The sequence below is a fragment of the Mycoplasmopsis arginini genome (assembly GCF_900660725.1).
GTDB lineage: Bacteria > Bacillota_I > Bacilli_A > Mycoplasmatales > Metamycoplasmataceae > Metamycoplasma > Metamycoplasma arginini.
In genome coordinates this window covers 217,433-240,073 of the sequence record NZ_LR215044.1, presented here as the reverse complement: position 1 = coordinate 240,073, position 22,641 = coordinate 217,433, and the positions used below count along the sequence as shown (strand labels likewise).

At 26.4% G+C, this 22,641-nt stretch carries 12 protein-coding genes and 2 pseudogenes; 3 read left to right on the top strand and 11 right to left on the bottom strand.

All coding sequences use genetic code 4. The features are described 5' to 3' along the window. Window positions 1–24: 24 nt before the first annotated feature. The 4 genes and pseudogenes from EXC38_RS01055 to EXC38_RS03695 all read right to left on the bottom strand — a co-directional run. On the bottom strand, window positions 25–5,169 hold the full coding sequence (locus EXC38_RS01055; RefSeq protein WP_165056845.1) for a DEAD/DEAH box helicase: 5,145 nt from the start codon (window positions 5,167–5,169) through the stop codon (window positions 25–27). Window positions 5,170–5,180: 11 nt separating this feature from the next. Further along, the gene (locus EXC38_RS01050) at window positions 5,181–8,510 is read right to left on the bottom strand and encodes a hypothetical protein (protein WP_129694515.1); all 3,330 of its coding nucleotides are present in this window, start codon (window positions 8,508–8,510) and stop codon (window positions 5,181–5,183) included. A 50-nt stretch (window positions 8,511–8,560) separates the two neighbouring features. Further along, entirely contained in the window at window positions 8,561–10,255 is a 1,695-nt protein-coding gene (locus EXC38_RS01045) for a type I restriction enzyme subunit R domain-containing protein (protein ID WP_465223459.1), read from the bottom strand. Window positions 10,256–10,348: 93 nt separating this feature from the next. After that, a pseudogene (locus tag EXC38_RS03695) lies at window positions 10,349–10,732 on the bottom strand (DEAD/DEAH box helicase family protein); the annotation flags it as partial. Between the two features lie 224 nt (window positions 10,733–10,956). Here EXC38_RS03695 and EXC38_RS01040 point away from each other — a divergent pair. Next, window positions 10,957–11,313, top strand: a complete 357-nt coding sequence (locus tag EXC38_RS01040; RefSeq protein WP_129694514.1) for a hypothetical protein — start codon at window positions 10,957–10,959, stop codon at window positions 11,311–11,313. Between the two features lie 393 nt (window positions 11,314–11,706). Here EXC38_RS01040 and rnr read toward each other — a convergent pair whose 3' ends face one another. The 7 genes and pseudogenes from rnr to ruvA all read right to left on the bottom strand — a co-directional run bounded on the left by rnr (window position 11,707) and on the right by ruvA (window position 21,365). Then, window positions 11,707–13,839 (bottom strand): ribonuclease R, encoded by a 2,133-nt coding sequence (gene rnr / locus EXC38_RS01035; RefSeq protein WP_129694513.1) that lies wholly within the window; start codon window positions 13,837–13,839, stop codon window positions 11,707–11,709. 9 nt (window positions 13,840–13,848) lie between these two features. Then, window positions 13,849–14,103, bottom strand: coding sequence for a preprotein translocase subunit SecG (gene secG / locus EXC38_RS01030; RefSeq protein ID WP_004414865.1), 255 nt, complete (start codon window positions 14,101–14,103; stop codon window positions 13,849–13,851). 17 nt (window positions 14,104–14,120) lie between these two features. After that, a complete protein-coding gene (gene aspS / locus EXC38_RS01025; protein WP_060823232.1) occupies window positions 14,121–15,794 on the bottom strand; it encodes an aspartate--tRNA ligase in 1,674 nt (557 codons plus the stop codon). Further along, window positions 15,794–17,053, bottom strand: a complete 1,260-nt coding sequence (gene hisS, locus EXC38_RS01020) for a histidine--tRNA ligase (protein WP_129694512.1) — start codon at window positions 17,051–17,053, stop codon at window positions 15,794–15,796. The genes aspS and hisS overlap by 1 nt, the downstream gene beginning before the upstream one ends. Before the next feature lie 34 nt (window positions 17,054–17,087). Beyond that, window positions 17,088–19,733 carry a protein translocase subunit SecDF gene (gene secDF, locus EXC38_RS01015; RefSeq protein WP_129694511.1) on the bottom strand — a complete coding sequence of 882 codons (2,646 nt, stop codon included), beginning with the start codon at window positions 19,731–19,733 and terminating at the stop codon, window positions 17,088–17,090. An 88-nt stretch (window positions 19,734–19,821) separates the two neighbouring features. Continuing rightward, a pseudogene (gene ruvB, locus EXC38_RS03660) lies at window positions 19,822–20,770 on the bottom strand (Holliday junction branch migration DNA helicase RuvB). Continuing rightward, window positions 20,748–21,365: a Holliday junction branch migration protein RuvA gene (gene ruvA, locus EXC38_RS01005; protein WP_129694510.1), complete on the bottom strand. Its 618-nt coding sequence runs from the start codon at window positions 21,363–21,365 to the stop codon at window positions 20,748–20,750. Before ruvA ends, ruvB begins: the two are co-directional and overlap by 23 nt. Before the next feature lie 110 nt (window positions 21,366–21,475). Here ruvA and EXC38_RS01000 point away from each other — a divergent pair, with 110 nt between their 5' ends. Next, window positions 21,476–22,024, top strand: a complete 549-nt coding sequence (locus tag EXC38_RS01000) for an inorganic diphosphatase (protein ID WP_129694509.1) — start codon at window positions 21,476–21,478, stop codon at window positions 22,022–22,024. A gap of 145 nt (window positions 22,025–22,169) precedes the next feature. After that, window positions 22,170–22,550: a hypothetical protein gene (locus EXC38_RS00995; RefSeq protein ID WP_004414883.1), complete on the top strand. Its 381-nt coding sequence runs from the start codon at window positions 22,170–22,172 to the stop codon at window positions 22,548–22,550. The last annotated feature ends 91 nt before the right edge of the window (window positions 22,551–22,641 follow it).

Here is a 22,641-nt window from a genome sequence, read left to right as displayed (position 1 = left end):
TTTTAGTCCAACTTTTGGGGTTCACTATAATCACCTCAACAATTCTTTTACAAATTCTACATAATCAAAAGAATCTGTTAATAAATAGCAATCAAATTTATTTTGAGAATTCACTAAATTATCATATGATTTTTTATTTTCAATAGTAAACAACAGAATGTTTCTATCCTTCCAAGCAAAATCAGCATATTCAACTTGACTACCGTCATTAGGATTTAACACATAACCGTAACCATCTGGAGTTTCTGCTCGCTTAATGCTTATTTCACTTATTAAACTAATTAAAGAGCTATTTGATTCACTTCCATCAAGTGTTCCACTATTTATAAATTCATTTATATCTACCATTGTAAAATCATATTGTGGATCTGATAATGCATAATTTTTATTTTTATTCTTGATATTACTAATTATTACTGACAAAGCATTCTTTGCTAAGCCTCTTTTTATATGCTTATGCAAACGTTGATTATTATATGTTCTTAAACAGTTATAACAAGATGTATCTTCATCGCAACAGTTTTGAGATACTTTAGCAAGTGCATTTTTTAATACTTCCATCAAAGACTTATCATCTTTTAATCTCTTAACATGACCTGCACCTCCAGCCATAGTATCAAATAATATAAATGAGTAAGGCTTTGCTAAATTTGTTTTATAAATCATGCCTCCAATATCATTTCGTTCAATGTTGTAAGTCATGCTAATTCCTTCAAGAAGAGCAAACAATACTGAAATTGCAGTGTCTTCATCAAACATTTCATTAACTTTATTGAATGAAATCTTTACGATATCAGTTCTGTAGGAATGCCCTAAATGTATCAATTCAAGCTTGTTACCACACTTACAAAGCTTTCCTCTATATTCTCTATGTTCTAAAGTTTTAGTAGGTAATTGGTTTTTCTTATCAAGATCTGTATAACCACAATGTGGACAGAAATAAAATCTACTTTCATTCAATACTAGCAACTGTTCGTCCTTATGCTCAGATACATTCACGACATTATTTAGTTCATCGTTACTAGATAGATTATCACCTATATAATAAACATCACTCGCATATGTCTTAAATGGCTTAATTCTCCTTGATTCTTTATTCTTTCTATCTGCAACAAAACCATAAATAGGTGTTAAATAAGACTTAAGCTTGCCCATTGAAGTATCTAGTGTGGCTCCACAATACTTACATGTGTTATTAGAAACAAAATAGTTTTTATCTTCACTTGTATTTATAGTATGACATTTTTCACATTCGCAGTAAAAAGTTGCTGGTAATGAATAGCCATTATGAGGCAAGAATAAATATCTTGAAGTATATTTCCTTTCATCAACAATGACTTCAGAACCTGGAGCATATTCAGAAATTGCAACAGATAAATTTCTTGAAAGATTATAATCTTCGTTCATTTGTTCCTTATCATAGTCATAAATATAAAGTTCGACGTTATCTACTGGGAATCCATATCCTGGAATAACATTATATTTAGTAAAATATGTAATTAATGAATTTGGAGTATTCAATCTTCTAAGAGATTCTTTATATGAATTTGCCAATGAATAATCTCTTTGATTTCTAGCGTATTCTTCTGCTTCTTTATAAAGTTCAACAAGTCCATTTAAGCCTTCAGTCATTTTATTTAATGAACTTTCAGACATATCAAGATAATTGATCCACTTAAAGCCACCATATTTACTTATCAATTGACTATCTTTAAGAACATACTTATCTACCATAGTACCTAATTTTGCAGGTTTAGATTTAATATAATTTATAAATTTATTTGCGACATCATCTGATAAGAAATGCTCAACAGAATCAAAATCCTCAGTAAATTCAGGCTCTTTGAAGTACATTGAAAGAGCTGTTGCAGTTATATGTCTCATAATAATCTTATCATTGTCAACAACAAAATATGGAGGTTTAACAAGACCTCTTATCATTTCAGCTGGATTTGAAAAATAAGTATAGTCATGTGAAGAAGTTCCACAGAATGTTAATACAAATGCAGAGGTTTCAGCTCTTCTGCCAGCACGACCAGCTCTTTGCGCATAATTAGAAGGTGTAGGTGGGACATTTCTCATAAATATAGTATTCAAACCACCTAAATCAATACCCATTTCAAACGTAGTAGAACAGCTTATAAAATTAATTTTCCCATTTTCGCTCTTAAAATCATCTTGTATTTCTTTAGCCTCGTTTGCATTCATTTGAGCTGTATGCTCTCTACATACAAGTTTTTCAACAGGACGGTTCATATATTCATTACGATAATAGTTATCTTTATAGAATGCATCGTTATCTACATCGCACTCTATCAATTCACCATCGCAGTCCGCCTCAGTACATTTATTATTAACGTTATAAAGAGTTAATTTATTACATTTTTGGCATTTATAAAATTTTAATTTTTTGTATGAAAACAAATCATAATTATTAGCTTTTATTACGTATGTATTTGGATACTCAGGAGCTTCTGTATTTGGAATTAAAATTTCTTCTTCAATTGCATTTTCAAAAATAGTTTTCATTAAAAACTTTGCTTTATTATAATCATACCCTAAAGTTTTCATTATATATTTAAGGCCATTATTTATTCTTCCGTCATCAACTGGTAAAAATGATTTAACTGGATAATATTTTGGCTTATCAGAATCTTTTGTTTTCTTTGTATTCTGCTCCATGATATACATTTTTCTTTGACGATATCCCAATAATTCTTTTTTCTCTTCAGGATCATCACAAAGAATAGTTTCATATTCAATAGCAGGAGCCATCCTAAATAATGTAAATAACTGAGTAGTAATATCTTTAAATTGTTTTCCAGTAATATTATCGAAACCTGCACCTTGAAGTGCTTCAGTCAGTGCATCTTCATCAGCATAATTACCTTTATTTAAATTTAATTTAAAAGCAAATAAGCCAATACCTTCTCCACTATTTCTACCATCAACTAATAATAATTCCCATAAGGCTGTTGCTTTGGCATGCTTTATTGCTTCTTCTTCAGTATAGTGGAGTTTATTTCTAAAAACATCATCCAATTTTGTTACAAGTTGCAGATATGATATTTTTTCATGGTTGTTTTCTTTTAACAGTTCCCAGATCAATGTTTTCTTTAAGAATCTATCATTATTAGAATTCAAGAATTTTGAAAAGAATGCTGCTTGTTGTCTAGAGTCAGAAAAGGCAAGAAATTGTTTTCTTCCAGCCACCTCTTTAGGTTTGCTCTTAAATAATGAGTTTGTTTGAGCTGCTTTCTTAATTACAGGATAATTCATAGACTCATAAAGAATTTGGGAAATTAAAGTAGTGGCTCTATCTTTACCAACGTGGAATCCCATAATAACTCCACCATTATTTGCTTTATATTCACAAATAGGACATCTATGAATATTGTTCGTCACAATATCTTCATCATCTAAATCTTTTTCATCTTTTCCAATAAATTTATATACAACAGTTTTATATGTATCAAAGCACTCACAATCAGATGTTATAATAGCTGATTTTGCACTCTTTATATATCCACATTTTGCACACAAATAATACTTTTCAAAGTTTTGATCTGAATCAAGGTCATTTTTCTCTTCATCCGTCAAACAATCACCAATTAAATAATATTCAAGCCTTTTGGCCTTATCAGCATATGATTCATCGATATCTATTTCATCGTCAATGCATAAATAGTTATTTTCTGTAATACCCATAATATATGGAACTTTACAGTTTTGGCAAATACCGATTTTAAATGCTTTAAATCCATCTATTTGGTTAACAGTTAACAGGGATAGATTTTTTTTGTTTCCAAGTGTTATGAATGCACCATCTGGAGCCTTCATAAACATATGGTATTTAATATCATATAGTTTTAAAGGGTACTTGCTATCATTCGATTGTGACTTAGTTATTAACTCAACTAATGAAGTCAAATCTTCTATCTTAAAATTATAAAAATTCCTAAATACATCAAAAAACTCTCCAACTCTATTAGTCCAATGGTAAAGATTTTGAGCATTCTCATCCTTAATTAATAAATTATATAAATTTACTTTAACAGAAACCGAATCATCGTATTGATTGTATTTTTGATATACATTTTTAAATTCTTCTATATTTTCAATATTATCTAATAAAATTTTATAGTCTGCAGCTTCAATTTCGTATTTTGGAGTAATATTATTTGAGTGCCTAATTGCAAATATAATATCATCATCAGTAAATTTAGATGAAGTAAGTCTTGATGCAAAATCGATAATATCAGGTAAATCTTCTTTTCCCCTACCTAATGTTGCACTGGTTAATACAAATTGAACATTTTTATTAGCTGTTCCTAATAAGCGTCTCAATAGCAATGAAATTTCAATGCCAAGAGCACCACGATATATGTGTGCCTCATCAAGCACGATAAATTTTAAATGTTTCAAAGCTTCTTGAGATATCAAACTTTCATCTGAAGGTCTAATTAATAAATACTCAAGCATTGAATAGTTTGTAAAAAGAATTTGAGGAGGATTAGCGCGCATTTCTTCACGTGTTAAAATTTCATTCTTAGATGGCTCTCCATACTTTCTTTTATATAATTCTATTTGCTTTTTACCATCAATAGATTTTCTATCTTCTGGCGTTCTTCCAGTATAAAAACCAAATTTAATTTCCTCATAGTTTTTTAAAAAAGATCTAAGTCTATCGATTTGGTCATATACTAATGCATTTAATGGAAACAAGAATATTGCTCTAACACCTGGTTCTTTATCTCCATTTTTTAATTCCTTAATAAGTTCATTAATAATAGGTAGCATAAAACATTCTGTTTTACCCGAACCAGTACCTGTTGTAACAACTATGTTTTTACCATTGCCTATTCTTGTAAAAGCATTTACTTGATGAGCATAGCATGGTCTATCAAAGTCCAAATCTCCGACCTTCAAAAATTCTTTTTCAAAAACATTATCCTTAATTAACTCATTAATAGACTTAGAAGGTTCAAAAGGAAGAGTTGAAGATAAATAAGGACCTTTATATAATTTTGATTCTAATTCTGTAAGTCTATCATTATAAAGTTTTTTGTATGTTTTATCCCTAATATCGAATGTTGATCTTAGATATGTAGAAAACTTTGACTTTATAAAATTAGTCTGATCAATTTGATTATTGAATTTCTTTTCCATCATCTATCCTCCTACTTCATACTCAAAATTGCACTCAAAATTTTTAATCCATTTTCTAGTTTTAAATTATATTTTTTGTTATCTTTAATCCTATAAATCTTTATAGCACTTTCTTCAGAATTTAAAGTTATAGGGCTAACATATACATTTTCTAACACAATTTTATTCCCTATTCCAACAATGTTCCCTAATAAATAATATTCATCATCTAACTGTTCTATTCTTATAAAATTAATCCAATTATTGTTAGGCTGATATTTAGAATTATCATCTAAAATGAAATCTTTTATTTGTAATCTTCTTTTTAAAAAATAAGACGTAGTTCTAATTGGTTTTGACGTATAAAACGACTTTTCCTCATAGCCACCGTTGATTTTAGGTTTAAATAATAAAATCGTAAATGAATTAAAGATGCTTTTATTAATTTTTATATTAATCGCTTTTCCACTTGTTATCTCATCATTATAAATTATTTTATTAAATCCAGATGGACATATCTCCATTTTCAATTTGTTTGTACCTATAAATACAGTATTAACAACTATTTCACTAGTAACATCATTAAAATATATATTTTGTTTTTCAACTTTCACTTCCAAATCATCAATGCACACCTTAGGAAAAGTCTTAAATGGCACTTCGTCGTATTTCTTAAACAATGATATACCTGAAGCTGGCATGTGTAGTGAGGCAGTTATATAATGAACACCATCATAATGATTAATAAGGCTATTTTTATCTAATTCTATTGATCCCCCACTAGATATTTGAACTTTGTGTAATATATTTTCTGTATTAGTTATTGACAACAAAAGCCACAATTTAATCTTTCCTTCAAAAAGGATATTTGCCTTTATTTTTCCAGATGATTTATCATATTCAATAATAGAATCGTTCTTAATAAAAGGCTTATACCAAACTTTTAAATATTTGCTTCTTGTTCCATATTCAAAACTTATCTTCAAAGAAATTGCATCTTTTAATGTCTTTAAATAATCAACATTGATCTCATATTTAAATTGATCTAAATCGTTTTGAACATAATTTAGTTTTCTTTTTCTTATTGTTGATTTTTCATCAATAACATAAGGAATTAAATTGTCTGGGCCACATACAAAAATTGAATTTTTAGTTTGATTCAATTCAAATAAATAAAATTTCCAATCAATGTCATGCCATACTAGCCCATCAATACTATAAGAAATTGTTGATGGATAAATATTTAATTTTCCATGCCCTAAACCTTTAACAAAAGCGTCATACTCTAATTTTGATGTTCCGTATGGATAATCAAATGATATTGTTTCATTTAAAAATTTAGATGAAGTTTCATAAATAATTGATTCATTTGTTTTTGAAACGAAACACTTTGATAAAGTATCATCATAAACAAATACTAGATCAGAATTCTTGATCATTTTATTTGTTTTAATATTATATATTTTAATATTATGTAACCCTGAATCTAAACCATAAATCTTAATTAAGTATGCAAACAAACCGTTATACTCGTTAGAGAATAAATATATTCTATAATTAATATCGTTGTCTTTGCCAAAAGTTATAATGTTATCATCTACTGATATGTAAATATCTTCCTTATCACAAGATGCTTGGAATAATACAGAAATATCCTTATAAATTTTTTCTTCTTTTCCTTCCATAGTTGTAAAAGAAGCCCAAGGAACTTGATAACCTATTAATTTAGGATCTTTAATTTTGAAGAATACATAAGGTTCATTATCAAATCTAAACACTTCTTTTGAATTAACTTCAAAAATAGATATATAGTAATCTTCTTTTTTAGATACTATTACAGCACTACTTCCACTCTCATCATTGTTATCTAAAGTATGAGATACAACAAATATATCTCCATCATATTCCGTACCAGGTTTAACTTCATTTCCATTTTTATCAAAGAATAATACTTTTCTAAATAATCTTTCCTTAGATGAGTATATTTCTTCACCATCACAAACTATTTTGTAGGAAAGTTTATCAATTGGTGAACAATCCAACAAGTATTTTTGTCTTTTAATAATGTATCCACCCATAGAAACATCATCATTAAAAAGAACATCGTCTGGTCCATCGACATCATATGCTTTAATTAATTTTGAATCAGAATATATCTCAATTTGAACTTTTTGAGGATCATATGAATCATCCATACAATACTCACCAGTGTTAAGATACAAATACTTTTGATTTTTAAGCTTAATATATGGTCTAGATAATAATCTACTTTGCTCATATTTTGTTTTTTCCTTAGTATTATTATCAAACTCATCAACCCATGAATCATATCCTTCTCTATAATATGGTTCTACAATAAAAGAATCCTCATGTCTTGTTAAATGATTTATTATTAATCTAATACAATGTGATATTATTTTTATAAGAGCCTCTAAATTAAAGCCACTATAAATACAAGATTGAGTATATTTTGACATTAAATACTCAGTACCTTTTATACTATCAGAATCACTCAATAAATCTTTTCTCTTTAAAGCACGTAGACATTCTTCAACTTTTGCCTCAATTTGGTCATTTGAAACATCCTCATCAAATAAAAGTTTTTTCTTGTAAATATCATACGATATTTTGTATAGTTGTGAAACTCTATAATGAGGGACTGAAGCATAAATAATTGGAACTGCATTATACGAACTATCATGGAAATATTGAACTTCTTTTCTATAAGGTTCCAATATCTTATACATTGAATTTCGAATAGAATTATCTGTAAATTGGTATTCAGTCTCACTTCTATGTTTTCTATAATTGCTAAAAATTTGTGTATGTAAATCTCCATCATAATATTTTAGAGCTAGGTATGATAAAAGAATAATGACTTCTATTTTACAGTCATCTTTTAAATAATACCCATTCATTGCTTTTTCTAAATAGCGAAAACCTTCAGCACATAATGTTTCCTCAAATGTTTGATTATCAAAATTATTAATAAGTAATTGAGTAATACTTTCATTATTTTTGAAAAGTTTAATAACACTATTTATATCTTTTAGTGATGAAACATCATCGGAAATAATTTTCTTTTCAATTATAGGAACTTCTACCTTAACGCTTGTAACTAAGGTGTTTTTTAATTCATTATAAAAAGAGGCGGTTTCTTCGTTTTCAAATTCAAGAACATTTTTTTCAACTGCTATAGTTGCAGAAAATGACTTGTTCACTTGAATGCCATTAACAATAAAAACAATATCAAAATAAATGGCACTTCCAGATAGTCTTACTTTACTAATCGTTCCGTTGCCATACATTTGGCTAATAATAGATTGGTTTTCTATTTTTGATATTAGTTCTTGTTGTGTCATATTTTTCGCCTCTCTTTATATGATGTTGTTATATCGTATTTTAATTTATCTTATTTTCCTGACACTAATGTCTTATATAGTTCTTTTGCCATAATATCCATTACAGCCTTTTGGAATTGATCGTTTCCAAGTAATCTTTGGAAAGCATCATCGTTCTTTGTGTAACATTTAACTAATACTCTTTCAAATTCTTTAGGGAATATTGATTTAATAAACATTTGAGCATCATTAGTTTTGGCATACTCAGTAAGTTTTTTCTTAACAACAGGATCCCCCATAAGCATCTGGAATACACTATCAAGTGCTACCTTATCAGCTGCTGAAAAATCATCTTGATATTTCTCGTTAACCTTTTCAACAATTCTTTCTAAAGTATCAGTCTTATTACTCTTTTTAGTTGGTTTAGCTCCTTTACCAGGAACAACTTCGCCACCTTCTTTTTCAAGTTCAATAGCACCTTTAAATGTTTCTTTTAATTTAGCATATTCAAGTGATACTTTACCTGTTAAATCAAACACAGGATATTGTGTCTTTGGTAATAATCTAATTAAATGAGAAATATATAAATAATCTTTAAATAAGTCTTCATCATTAATTCTTACAAGCTGAGTTACAAATCCATATGAACGAATAAACTTCATCATTGTATCTCTAGCAAGTAATCTCTTGTCATCATCTAAATCAGCGTAATTATCTACTGCTGGTTTCATGACACTTACAAGTTTTCCAATTGCGGAGTCATCTTGTTTTTTCTTATCAGAATTAACTTTCATAATTGCATAGAATTTATCTATATCTTCATCATTAAAGAGTGAAAACTCATTTAATTTGCTTCTTAAATCATAAACTCTATTTACATCACTGCTTCCTACTAATGTAGTCTCTTCATAGAAAGGTTGGAATGACTCTTTAATACTTTCTGATGTATTAGCAAAATCAAGTACGAAAGTATCATTTTTAAATGGACAAGTTCTATTTAATCTAGATAATGTTTGAACCGCATTAACTCCTTTTAATTTCTTATCTACGAACATTGAATGTAACAATGGTTCATCATATCCTGTCTGATATTTATCAGCAACAACCATAATGTTGAAATCATCACTCTTAAATGCCTTTCTAAACTTAGCATCTGAATTAATTTTCTTACCATCAGGATATTCATTCATTTCAGCTTCAATATACTCAGTATCATCACCATCAAATTTGACTTTACCTGAGAAAGCAACTAAAACACCGCATCCTTTAGTTTCGTCTGGATGCTTTGATAAATACTCTTTAACTGCTTGATAATATAAAACAGCACTTTGTCTAGAATCAGTAACAATCATAGCCTTACCATGACCGTTAATCTTCTTTCTGCTATTATTAAGGAAGTTATCCATAATCATATCTACCTTTTGAGAAATGTTAAATTCATGTTGTTTATAATATTTAAATAAAGCTCTTTTTGCTTTTTCTTCTAATAATTCAGGGTTATCTTCTGTATTAGTGATTAACTTAAATGCTTCTTTAATAGTTACATATGTACTTAAAACATCTAAAATAAAGCCTTCCTCTATTGCTTGTCTCATAGAATAAGTATGGAATGGTTTTTTCTTTTCATCACCGATACTAGTTCCAAACAACTCCAGTGTTTTATTTATAGGTGTTGCAGCAAAAGCAAAGAATGATTGATTCTCATGATGTCCTTGACCTAAGATATTTAATAATTCTTCAGTCTCTTCTATTGTATCAGGATTCATATCATTTTCTTCTGCAAATGCCTTCTTTTCTTTCTCTACATCAATTAAAGAACTTCTTAATGTTCTAGCAGATTCACCACTTTGACCTTGATGTGCTTCATCAATAATAACCGCAAAGTTTCTACCTTTTAATTCATCAAAATCTTTGTAAGCATATAAGAATTTTTGAATAGTACAAATAATAATCTTTTTCTTATCATTAATAGCATCAACAAGACCTCTAGAGCCTTTCTTTTGAGTAATGCACTCAACTAATCCAGCTTTATGGTCAAATGAATTGATAGTATCTTGTAATTGAGAATCTAAAACAATTCTATTTGTAACAATAATTACTGAGTCAAAAATGTATTTATCATCTTTATCAAATGCAGATGCTAGTCTATAAGCTATCCAAGCAATAGAATTAGATTTACCAGATCCAGCTGAATGCTCAATTAAATAATTTACACCAGCACCTTTTTCTTTAACATCTGCTAAAATCTTTTTAACAACATCATATTGATGATATCTATAGGCATGTCGTATGGCAATGTAATAATAAATTTAATGGAACTAAATGCACTACTCCTACTCTTGATGAAGAAACAATTAAAAATGCCTATTTAAAAGCAATAAACATTCTTCTTAAAGATAAGGACCTTCTTATTTCAAATCTTCTTCTAGTAAAAGAAAAACTACTAGATGTTAATCTATCAAAGCCTATGGAACAAGCCAAGAATGAAATACTAGTAGTTAGTGGTTTATGTGACCAACACATTTTCAACAAAGAAAAGAAACAAATGAAATATGAAGCTTACATGGAAGAATATGTAGATCTGGTAAAAAGATTTACTAAAGCTCAAGACGAGTACAATAAGCTTATGGCTGAACAAGTCGATAGGAATAGACAATCAATTAAGCTTCAAGCATTCATCAATGAAATTAAAGCTACCGATACACTGAATTTAGAATTTAACGATAAACTCTTCAATTTAACAATCATCAACATAAAAGTATATAAAGATAACCACCTCGAATTCAATTTTAAAGATGGCTCAGTAATAAATATTGAACTCTAGTTTAGCAGGCTAGAGTTTTTAATTTGTTAAAACTGTCACGTTTGTCACGTGTCACGTGGGAGTATTTATAAAATTTGATATTTCTTCTCTTATATATCTTTATATATAGTTAGTAGTAGTTTAACGATTAATAATAATTTAACGATTTAAATTTATATATAAATGCTATATATACTACTACTGCTATATTTATTGTAGAAATACCTTATAAATCATTATTATTTGTAGTATTTATGCCTATATAAAAAAAATAGCCGATATTTTGGTATCGACTATACTTAACTCTAATGGTGGAGGTGCGGGGAATCGAACCCCGATCCACACATTTTTTTGGTATTGGTTCTACAGTTTAGTTTATTTTTAAATAAATTATTTAAATTAAAAAAAGAAACATTAACACAATTTTGCATTAATATTTCCTTTTTCTCTTTCTATACTTTCGATCTTTATACAGTAATCTTTTCCAACTTTAAAATTATATTTATTTCCTTTTCCTTCAAAATTAGATATTTTAACAACTTCATCATTTAAGTCTTCAAATCTAATTAATACACTTGTTTGAAATTCGTTGATATTTAAAAATAGACCAAATTTTTCTATCGAAACTAATGTTGCTAAAAATTCTTTATTTATTAATGATTCAAAATACTCAGCTTTTCTAATATCTACAATATTTCTTTCTACTGTCATTGCTGTTTTTTCGCTTAATGAATTGAGATTTGCAATATTTTCAATTTGATTTGAAATTTCTTCAAATTCTTGATCAGAAAAAGTTTTATTTTCAAATAAGTATTTTTTAATTAAACGATGTAATAATAAATCAGGATATCTTCTAATTGGGGAAGTAAAATGAGAATAAAACTTTGAAGCTAAACCAAAATGACCAATATTATTAGAAGAATAAATGGCCTTCTGCATTGTTCTTAAAAATGCATTTTTAAAGTATTCACTTAGCCCTTTTTCTTTAATCTTATTTACCATTTTCGCAAAACTTAGTGGTTCGCCATCAAATGGCACTTGAACATCTTTATAATTTGCAAATTTAATTAAATCTTGTAATTCAAATAATTTTTCATCTGAAGGTTTATCATGAATACGGTAAATTGATGGAATATTTTTTTTGCTCATGATTGAAGCAATTGTTTCATTAGTCCTAACCATAAAGTCCTCAATCATATTTTCACTTTCACCTTCTTCTCTTATTTTAATTCCTATAACCTTATTATCTTGAATAATAATCTTAGGTTCCTTAATTTCAAAATTAACGTATCCATCTTGCAATTTGCAATTTCGAATAACTTTAGAAATATTTCTCGAATCATTAAGAAGATTCTCTAATTCGGTTGGCAATTTTATTTTATTTTCAAAATAATCGTTTACCTCATTGTAAGTCAAACGATAGTTTGAATTAATGACGCTTTCATAAATTTTTTCATCAACATTATTTCCATTCTTATCGATCTCAAGTTCTAAAGTTATTGTACATCTATCCACATTAGGGTTTAGCGAACAAATTCCATTAGATAGCTCAAATGGGAGCATTGGAATTACCTTATCTGGTAAGTATATAGAAGTTCCTCTCAATAGCGCTTCTTGATCAATAGCACCATTTTCTTTAACATAATAGGATACGTCAGCTATATGAATAAAAAGCTTAGTGTTTCCATTTGGTAATATATAACATGATATAGCGTCGTCAAAATCCTTTGTATCTAATCCATCAATTGTAACGGTTAGTAAGTTTCTTAAATCCTTTCTTTTTGAAATTTCATAGCTATTAACTTCTGTAGGTAAAGATTTAGACTCAAAGATAACATTTTCATTAAAATCTAAATTAATCTCATTTTCTGAAAATATTTTTTTAAATGGATAATCAAAATCTTTTGTGTTACTTAAAATTTTATTAAAAGCCACAGCGATATTCTTGTTGTTAGGATTTAAAATTGAAACTTCAACAATATCATCTTCTTTGATATTTTTAGGAATTTGACTTTTATTTAAAATTTCAATATTTCCCTTATCTTTATCATTTAATGGTTCAAAAACATAAAAGTTTTTTTGATTTTTAATCAATTTACCAACAAGGATTTTTTTCTTATGATCTAATAATTTTTCAATTTTTGCTTTATACAAAACTTCTTTGTTTTCATTGTAATAATAAAATATTTTAGCTTCAATTAAATCTCCATCTAAAAGATTTCTAATTTCAAAAGGAAATAAAATCGCAGACTTATTAATTTTGCCATCTTCAAATTCAATGAACCCTAATCTTTTATTGGTTATTGCAACATTATTTTGCACAGTTTTTATATAAAAAATAGGAGCATAATCACTATTTTTTTTAACTTCTATTTTATTTTCAGAAACAAGATTTTTTAAAATCATGGAAAGTTTAGCGTTTAATGTTGGATGTATTTTTTTCTTTTTTACTATTTCTAAAAAACTTAGACCCAAAGGATTATTTTGAATAAATTCCAAAATTTCATTTGAATCTAAAGTTTTAAAGTTCGTATTTTCTTTTTTCATTATATATTATTAACCTTGTTGTCAAACAACACGTAAAACAATCGCAAAAATGAACATTAGAACGCCTAAAGTAATCATTGATCATTTAAGAACTTTCTTTATCCCACGTTCTTTTGAAATTTTAAATAAATCTAAGTCATTACTTCCAACTAAAGCACCACTAAAACTATTAGAATCTGGAGCCATCATAAATGATATTCCAATTATACCTAATGAAATTATTGATAATATTACAACTAAAATTCATACTAATGTACTACTCATATAATTTCTCCTTAATTTTATTTTTTGATTTCTAAACCATATTCTAAAAGTTGTTCTTTTGTAACTTCAGAAGGTGCACTTGTAAGTAAATCTACTCCTTTTGCATTTTTAGGAAATGCAATAACATCTCTAATTGATGTTGACTTTGTTAAAATCATTAAAATTCTTTCGATACCAAAAGCAATACCGCAATGAGGGGGAAGTCCATATTCAAATGACTTTAAGAAAAATCCAAATCTAGATTTTTGTTCTTTCTCAGATATATTTAATATATTAAACATCATTTTTTGTGTTTCTAAATCATATATTCTAATAGAACCAGACCCTAATTCGAAACCATTTAAAACGAGGTCGTATGATTTTGCTTTAACTTTAGGAAATTCCTTATTTTCTAAATATTTTATTGTTTCTTCTTCAAACTGTGTGAATGGATGGTGGGCAGGAACATATCTTTCTGATTCCTTGTCGTATTCAAACATTGGTCAATTTACGATTCATAAAAAGTTTAGTTTATTAGGATCAGCTAATTGATAAATATCATTTAAAAGTGTTCTAATAGCTCCTAATGATTTTAATACATTATCTTCTTCATCACCAGCGGAAATTAAAGCATATGAATTATTATGTTTTTTTGATTCATCAATATTTGATAAGTGTTTGCCAACTTCACATGTTGCACAAGATAAATCTAATATTTCAAAAAAGTCACCGCCATTTTTCTTAAAAGTTTCATTAATTAATTTAATATGTTCATTTATATTGCGATCAAAAATAATAGCTTTTACAAATTTTCTATTAAATTTGTGTGAAAAAAGTTTTGAATAGTCTTGAATTAAATATTCATATCTTGTATCTGGTTTATCATTTCCATAATGTTGCATTGAGTAATCAAAGTCCATTTTTGGGAAATTTAAGTTAATATCATATCCTAATTTTCCTAAAACATCAACTCACATTTCCTCACAAATATTAAAAATTTCTTCTTTTGTTGCGAAAGACATTTCTATATCTAATTGAGTAAATTCTGGTTGACGGTCTTTTCTTAAATCTTCATCTCTAAAAACTCTTGCTAATTGAAAATATTTTTCTACTCCACCAGCCATTAATAATTGTTTAAATAATTGAGGCGATTGTGGTAATGCGAAAAACTTTCCCTTTCTTCTTGTAGGAACAAGATAGTCTCTAGCCCCTTCAGGTGTTGATTTTGCTAAAATAGGTGTTTCTACTTCTATAAATCCTTTTTTATCGAAAAAGTTTCTTATATATAAAGATAATTTATGTCTTAATTTAAGATTTTCTAAAACTCTTTCATTTCTGATATCTAGAAATCTATATTCTAATCTTAAATCTTCATTTGCAGAATTCATTTTATCATCATTAATATCAAAAGGAATTTGTTTAGAAGAATTTAAAATTTCATATTCATTAACTAAAACTTCAATCTGCCCTGATTTTAATTGTTCGTTTGCCTCAAGACGTTTTTGAACTGTTCCTTTAACTTTCAAACAGCTTTCTTTAGTTAAAAGAGGATCAGAAACATTTGTGAAAATTAATTGTACAATTCCGCTTGAATCACGAAAATCTACAAACATTTGATTTTTGAATTTTCTTTTATTTGCAATTCAGCCATATAATTCGACCTCTTGATCAACATTATTTAAATTAAGGTTTGAACAATATACTTTTTTCATTACTTTACTTCCTTTAACTTATTTTTAAAATCTTCAACATTTCTATATTCAAAAACAAATTCTTTTTCATTTATTTTCATTTTTATTTCATTTTCTTTTGAATTTAGTTCTTTAAAAATTAAAATATTAGGTTTTAATTGATAGTTTTGTTTAAATAGTTGTTTAATTGTTATTTTTTTATTTATTAGTTCAACATTAAATTCTTTACGAAGATCATAAGCAATATTAATGATTTCTTGTTTTTCTTCGTCATTTAGATAAGCTATTAAAATATCTAATTTATTTTTCAGATTATCGTATTTTTCAATATTAAAAGAAATTATTTCTGCTATTCTGTCTAGTCCAAAAGCAAATCCGATTGATCCAATTTTTGGTCCTCCAAAAGATTCAATCATTCCGTCATATCTTCCACCACCTAAGATAGTTGATTGTGATCCTAAAGCTTCAGAGGTAGAAACAAATTCAAAAACAATATCAGTGTAATAATCTAGTCCTCTAACTAAATAAGGATTTATTTCATATGATATTCCAAAATTGTTTAATAAATTAATTAATTCATCAAAATCTTTCTTTTCTTCATCTGATAAAAACTCAATAAGTTTAGGTGCTTTTTTAACAAATTCCTTTTGGTTTTCTTCTTTATCATCAAGAATTCTTAAAACATTTTTCTCTAAACGAAGTTGTGATATTTCACTAAGTTGGTCTTTATATTTTTGGAAGTAGTCTTTTAAATAATTAATGTATTTATTTCTACTTTCAAAGCTTCCTAAATTGTTAATTTGCAATACAAAATCGTTTAATTTTAATTCCTTTAAAAAATCGTTAGCAAATTTTATTATTTCAAAATTGGATAAAACAGATTTATCTTCGATAAGTTCAACACCACCTTGAATAAATTGTCTATATCTTCCCTTCTGAGGTCTTTCATATCTAAACATTGGGCCAAAATAATACAATTTGGTTTTTTCTAAATTATTTATTTTATTTTCAACATAAGCTCTAATTGTTGAAGCTGTACACTCAGGTCTTAAACTTATTGTTCTTTGACCTTTATCTTGAAAAACATACATTTCTTTGGTAACTATATCACTTGTTTCACCCGTAGCGCGAACAAAAAGAGCATAGTCTTCGATAATAGGTGTTTCAATAAAACTAAAATTATATCTATCACTTACTTTTTCAAAAGTTTGACGAATAAAATTTAATATTCTAGCTTCTTTTCCAAAAATATCTTTAGTTCCCTTTAATCTATTAAACATTTTGACCTCTTAAATACTTTTATATTTTTTAAAATTACATTGAAAAATCATTAATTCCAATAAATGTTTGTTCTTGAATTTTTTCTGTTTTTCAGAAATCTTTTTCTATTCTTTTTTGTTTATTCTTAAATTTAATATTAATTAGTTGTTCTCAAATTTTTGGCATGATAAATAGGTTTAAGTATCATATAAATAATAATGATAGTTGAAAAGCTAAAATTAAATTAAATGAAACATTAACTAATAAAAATGGTGCTGAAGATAATAAAATAAATCCTAAGAATAAATTAAAATGTTGTAAGCCAATTACGTCTGATAATAATATTTTAATAATACTGTTAACTTGTTCTGGTTTGTAAATAAAGTTCTTTGTATTTATATCTTTTTTAATTTCAGCCTTAATTCTAGAAGCATTTATTATTGAATCTAAAACATTTATGAATGATATAAATAATAATCCATCAAATACAAAATTATCAATTTTGGTTCTAAGAATAATTAATGAAGAAATTACTAAACTGATTAATAATAATTGTTTAATTAAATAAACTAGTGCTGATTGGAATGAATATCTAAATGTGATATAAACAATAACAGTTATATTTATCAAAATAATTAATAAAGCTGTTCATCCAATTGAAGCGCCAATGTATGAATTATTTAAATTATTTCCAGATTTAACTAGTTCGACATTTAAATAATTTTTTGAGTTAAAGAAGTTAACTAATTCTGTATTAATAAAATCATTTATATTTACGTTTGAATAAACCAATAACGAATTTAGACCCTGTTCATTAACCTTAACTTTTTCAATAATTACATTAGCTTTGCTACTATTTGTTATAAATTCAGTTAAGTCATTAAAAATTGCCGATTGAGCTGAAAGGCTTTCGCTGTTTTTAAAGTCTATACCGATGTTGTAAATAAATTTATGACTTAATTCATTGGTTATATTAAAACCAGATAACGCTGATTGAGATTTAATAGCAAATAATGCATAAATGATAATTGCAACACTTATTAAAATTATTAATGGAATAATAAAATACTTAGTTTTGAACAAAATATTAATTTTTTCAATAAATTTACATTTAGTTAATTTTGTTTTAGTTATTAAGTGTTTCTTATTATCAAAAGATTCTGTTTGAATAAATGATTTGAATAATAATGTATTTAATCCAATCACTATTGCCGCTATTAGTAAAGCTCCAATTCCGATTAAAGCCCCAATTGTTGAAGAATGATTTATATTTAAATAAAAGGCCAAAATTGAACCTATTCCTAAAATCGCAATAACATCAAGTCCGGAAATAAAAGTTCTTTTAGTTGCTTTATTTATTGCTTTATTTGTATTAGCGCCTTCTCTAAGTTCTTTTGAAAAAATTTGAAGTTTCTTAGTTAATAAACTAAATGCCACAAAAATAATAAATATTGTAGTTAATGCAATTAAAGAATTAATTACTACACCAAATGCACTTATTATTGATAAGAAAACAAATAATAGAAATGCCATTGTGACACTGGCTATAGCACCTAGTAATCTATGTTTTACAACTAAGAATATAGACATAGCAATTAAAATAATAACAATAGCTAAAATATAAGAATCAAACTGTTTTGATGATTTAGTTTCAAAATAAATTGCTTGTTTTTCTAAAATAAATGGTGTATATGAAAAATTAATCAATGAAGTTAATTGTTTGTTTGAATAACCATTTGGACTATTGTTTATTAAATAAAATATTGAATCACGTTTTTGTGATGAAATTAATGAAACAGGAGAAGTGGCTGAAATTAAATATTTTTGAGCATTAATTGAATATTTTAGGTTTGGTTTTAATGAACTTAAAATATTGCCTTTTTTATCTTTTGTAACTTCTTCACCTGGGTTGTGATTTACATAAGCATAATTAACAGGATTATTTTTTGCTTTATCTCAGTTTTCTTTATCGTATTTAATTGCATTATGAATAAATTCATCTAAATTCAATCAGAAATAAACTTTATTTTTAGGAGCTTCCAGATTTTGATCTTTTTCTCGAAAACCACGAATTCAATAATCGTAAGCTAAATGTGTGAACTGATCTCAAGCATAATTATTCAATTTAATTTGAATTCTATCTGCATATCCTTGTGGAATTTTATCACTTGCAGGATTTGCATCTAAATCCATATTAAAATTTTGAGAACCTTCATCAATAAGTTCTTGTAATCCGTGAAAAGTACTTTCTCCCCCTTGATATCTTCCTTTATAAAACAATGGATTACCATTATGATCAGTAATTGTTAAATAAGGTTTCTTAACCAATGAATCTAATAACTGTTTCTGTTTTTTATCATCAGTAGCTAGTAAACTTTTAATTTCGATTAAATCATTAGATAATAACTTAACATCAAAATTAGATGTCAATTTATCATCCTTCTCTTGTAAATAATTTTTTACTATATCTGCAATTTTATTAGGTGCTATGTCTGTTTTTGAACTTGATTGATATTTATCTTTAGCAATTTTTAAAACTGCATTTGTACCTACGATATTGTTATTTGTTGGATTGTTATTTTTTAAAGTAGGATTTAAATAAAATATTGTTCCAAAAACTAATGCTATAATCATAGCAATTAACACAAAAATACTAAATACTCATTTTATTGCAGGACTTATTCTATTTTTTTTATTCATAGGTACAATTATATAATAATTGTTCTTTTTTAGAACATATTAATTGAATTATTGAATCTAAGTTATAAAAAACTTAGTTATGTTTAAATTATTTATTAATTTTTTTTAAATATTCTAAACCGTCTTCCGTTATCCTTCTTCCCCTAACAGTTTTTTCAATATATTTTTGTAATAGTAAAGCAGGTTCAAGATCATTTATTATTGTAAACTTATCATCTTTTATTATTGAACTAATTGTATCTAGTGAAGCACTTTTGTTTTTAAATATATTTTTTAAAATTAACAAATATTCTACTTGAAAAATGTTTAATCCACCAGGATAAACGTCTAAATAATTGAATGCTTCTTTCACTAAATTTAAATCGATTTCTTTTTGATTTTTAAAAATTGCAAAATCATGAACTCGCTTTAATAAATTATTAGCTATTCTAGGTGTAAAACGACAGTTCTTTGAAATTTCTTCAACTGCTTTTAAGTTGATTTTTATATTATTTCTTGTAGCAAGAATTAGAAATAATTGTTTGAATTTCATTAACTGTATATGGCAATAATTTACCAATATATCCAAATCTATCCTTAAGAGGATTTGAAATTAAATTAAATTTTGTTGTAGCTCCAATTAAAGAAAATTTATTCAAATTAAGACGCATTATTTTCATATCGCCTTCAACCCCTATTGGCAAATCAATTACATATTCTTCAATTGCTGAATATAGCAATTCTTCAACATTCTTGTTTATTCCATGAATTTCATCAATAAATAAAATGTCATTTTCCTTCAATGATGAAAATAACGTTAAAATATCACTTTTCTTTTGAATTAAAGGCCCTTGGACATAAATGATATTTGCTTTTGTTTCACTTGCAATAATTTGTGCTAAAGTGGTTTTCCCTAAGCCGGGAGCTCCGTAAAAAAGGATATGATCTATTGGTTTCTTTTGTTTGTTAGCAGAATTAATCATAACCTTTAAAGTTGAAGTAATTTTATTTTGTCCTATAAAATTATCAAAACTATTAACCCTGAATTCTTGCTTCATTTTGTTTTTGGCTTATTATTTTTATTGCATTTTCAACAGATTCTTCTATATTATTTGTTAATTCCATATTATCTAATGCAAGCTTTATTTGATTTGGTTTAAAACCTAACATTTTCATAGTTTCTTCAAATTCTTTTAATGATGAATTAGTTTGAGTAGCTTTATTAAATTTTTGAAGTTCATCTTCAGCCATTTTAGAAATAAATTTTTCATACTTATCTTTTAATGTTAAAAGTATTGAGTTAGCAATTTTATTAGAAACATAAGGTATTTTAGTTAATTTTTCCTTATCCGAATTTGCAATGTAATTAATAATATTTTCTCAACCACTGTTTAAAATTGAAATTGCTGTTTTTGGGCCCAACCCTTGTAAAGAAATTAAATCCTCAAATACTACCATTTCTTTAAAAGTATCAAAACCATATGTTACTTTATTATATTCATTAATAATTTCCGAAATGAAAATTTTTCTTATTTCGCCAACCTTAAATCTGCTAATCTGAGGTGCGTAAATTAGTTCTCCTCTTCCATTATGATCTAAAATTAAATAATTTGCATTAGTATGCACGATTTTACCGTATAAATAAATTGTCATTTTTTGTTTCCTCCGCCATTAAATATAAGAAAAGTTTTGCTTATTAGATTGCGAAAGCGAAAAAATGAAGAAATTTTTGAGAAAAGATAAAAATTGGTAAAATTTAAACTATGAAAAATATATTAGTAAACATAGAAATTTCTAAAAATTCTAATATTAAATATGAATACGATAGAAAAACTGGAAAAATTAAAGTTGATAGAATTTTAAGAGAAGGTTTTAAATATCCAGCAAATTATGGTTATATTTCTGAAGCTTTAGATTGAGATGGCGATGAATTAGATGTTTTAGTATATTCTCCTGAAGAATTTATGCCTGGTGTAGTTGTAGAAGCAAGAATTATTGGAGCAATGAAAATGATTGACTCTGGTGAAACAGACACAAAATTAATCGCTGTGCATGCTGATGATTATCGTTTGGATCATATTACAAAATTAGAAGATTTAGATAAAATGTGACTTCATTCAGTAGAATTATTCTTTAAAAATTATAAATTCTTTAAGGGTGCCAATGTTACAAACGTAACTGGTTTTGAAAACATTGAGTGAGCTGAAAAAGAATATAATGAATGTGTTGAACTAATGGAAAAATACGGCTCGTTAGACAAAAAAGAATTTATCGAAAAAATGAAAAAATTACATCCAGAAAAATATTTATAAAAATATAGTGTACAAAAAACGCTATATTTTTTAAAACTTAAAATTTTTTTTATATTTTTTTTGAAAAATATAAAAGAATTTTTGAGTCTCAATTATTAGATAAAAAATAAAATAAAGGATTAAAATAAGGTGGAAAGCGAGGAATATGGAAAAAAAATTTAAAAAGTTATTAGCGATGAAACCGATATTGTCAACCTTATTATCAGATTTAAATGTAGATAATAAAAATGGTAGTAAAAAATATCATTATGATATAGAAGAATTTGAACTAAAATTAGCTAAAAAATTATCTAATTTTGCAAGAATTAGAGAAAAAAGATTACAAAATAAGTTAAATTTCATTGATTTTATTTATGATTTAATTAAAGGTCTTTCGCCTCTTGATCGTTCAATATTATTAACAATAATCTTTAGAAATGACTACGACAATATCACTTGAAAAACATTCAATATTTCAAAATCTACCTTTTATCGCAGAATTAGATTTTTAGAAAGAATAATATATTGATGTTTATTTGGTGAATAGTAAAATTAGTATAAAAAGTTATTTTTTAATATTTATTTGCTCAAGTTGCAAATAAATATTTATTTTTAATTTTATTCGAAATTGAGACTAA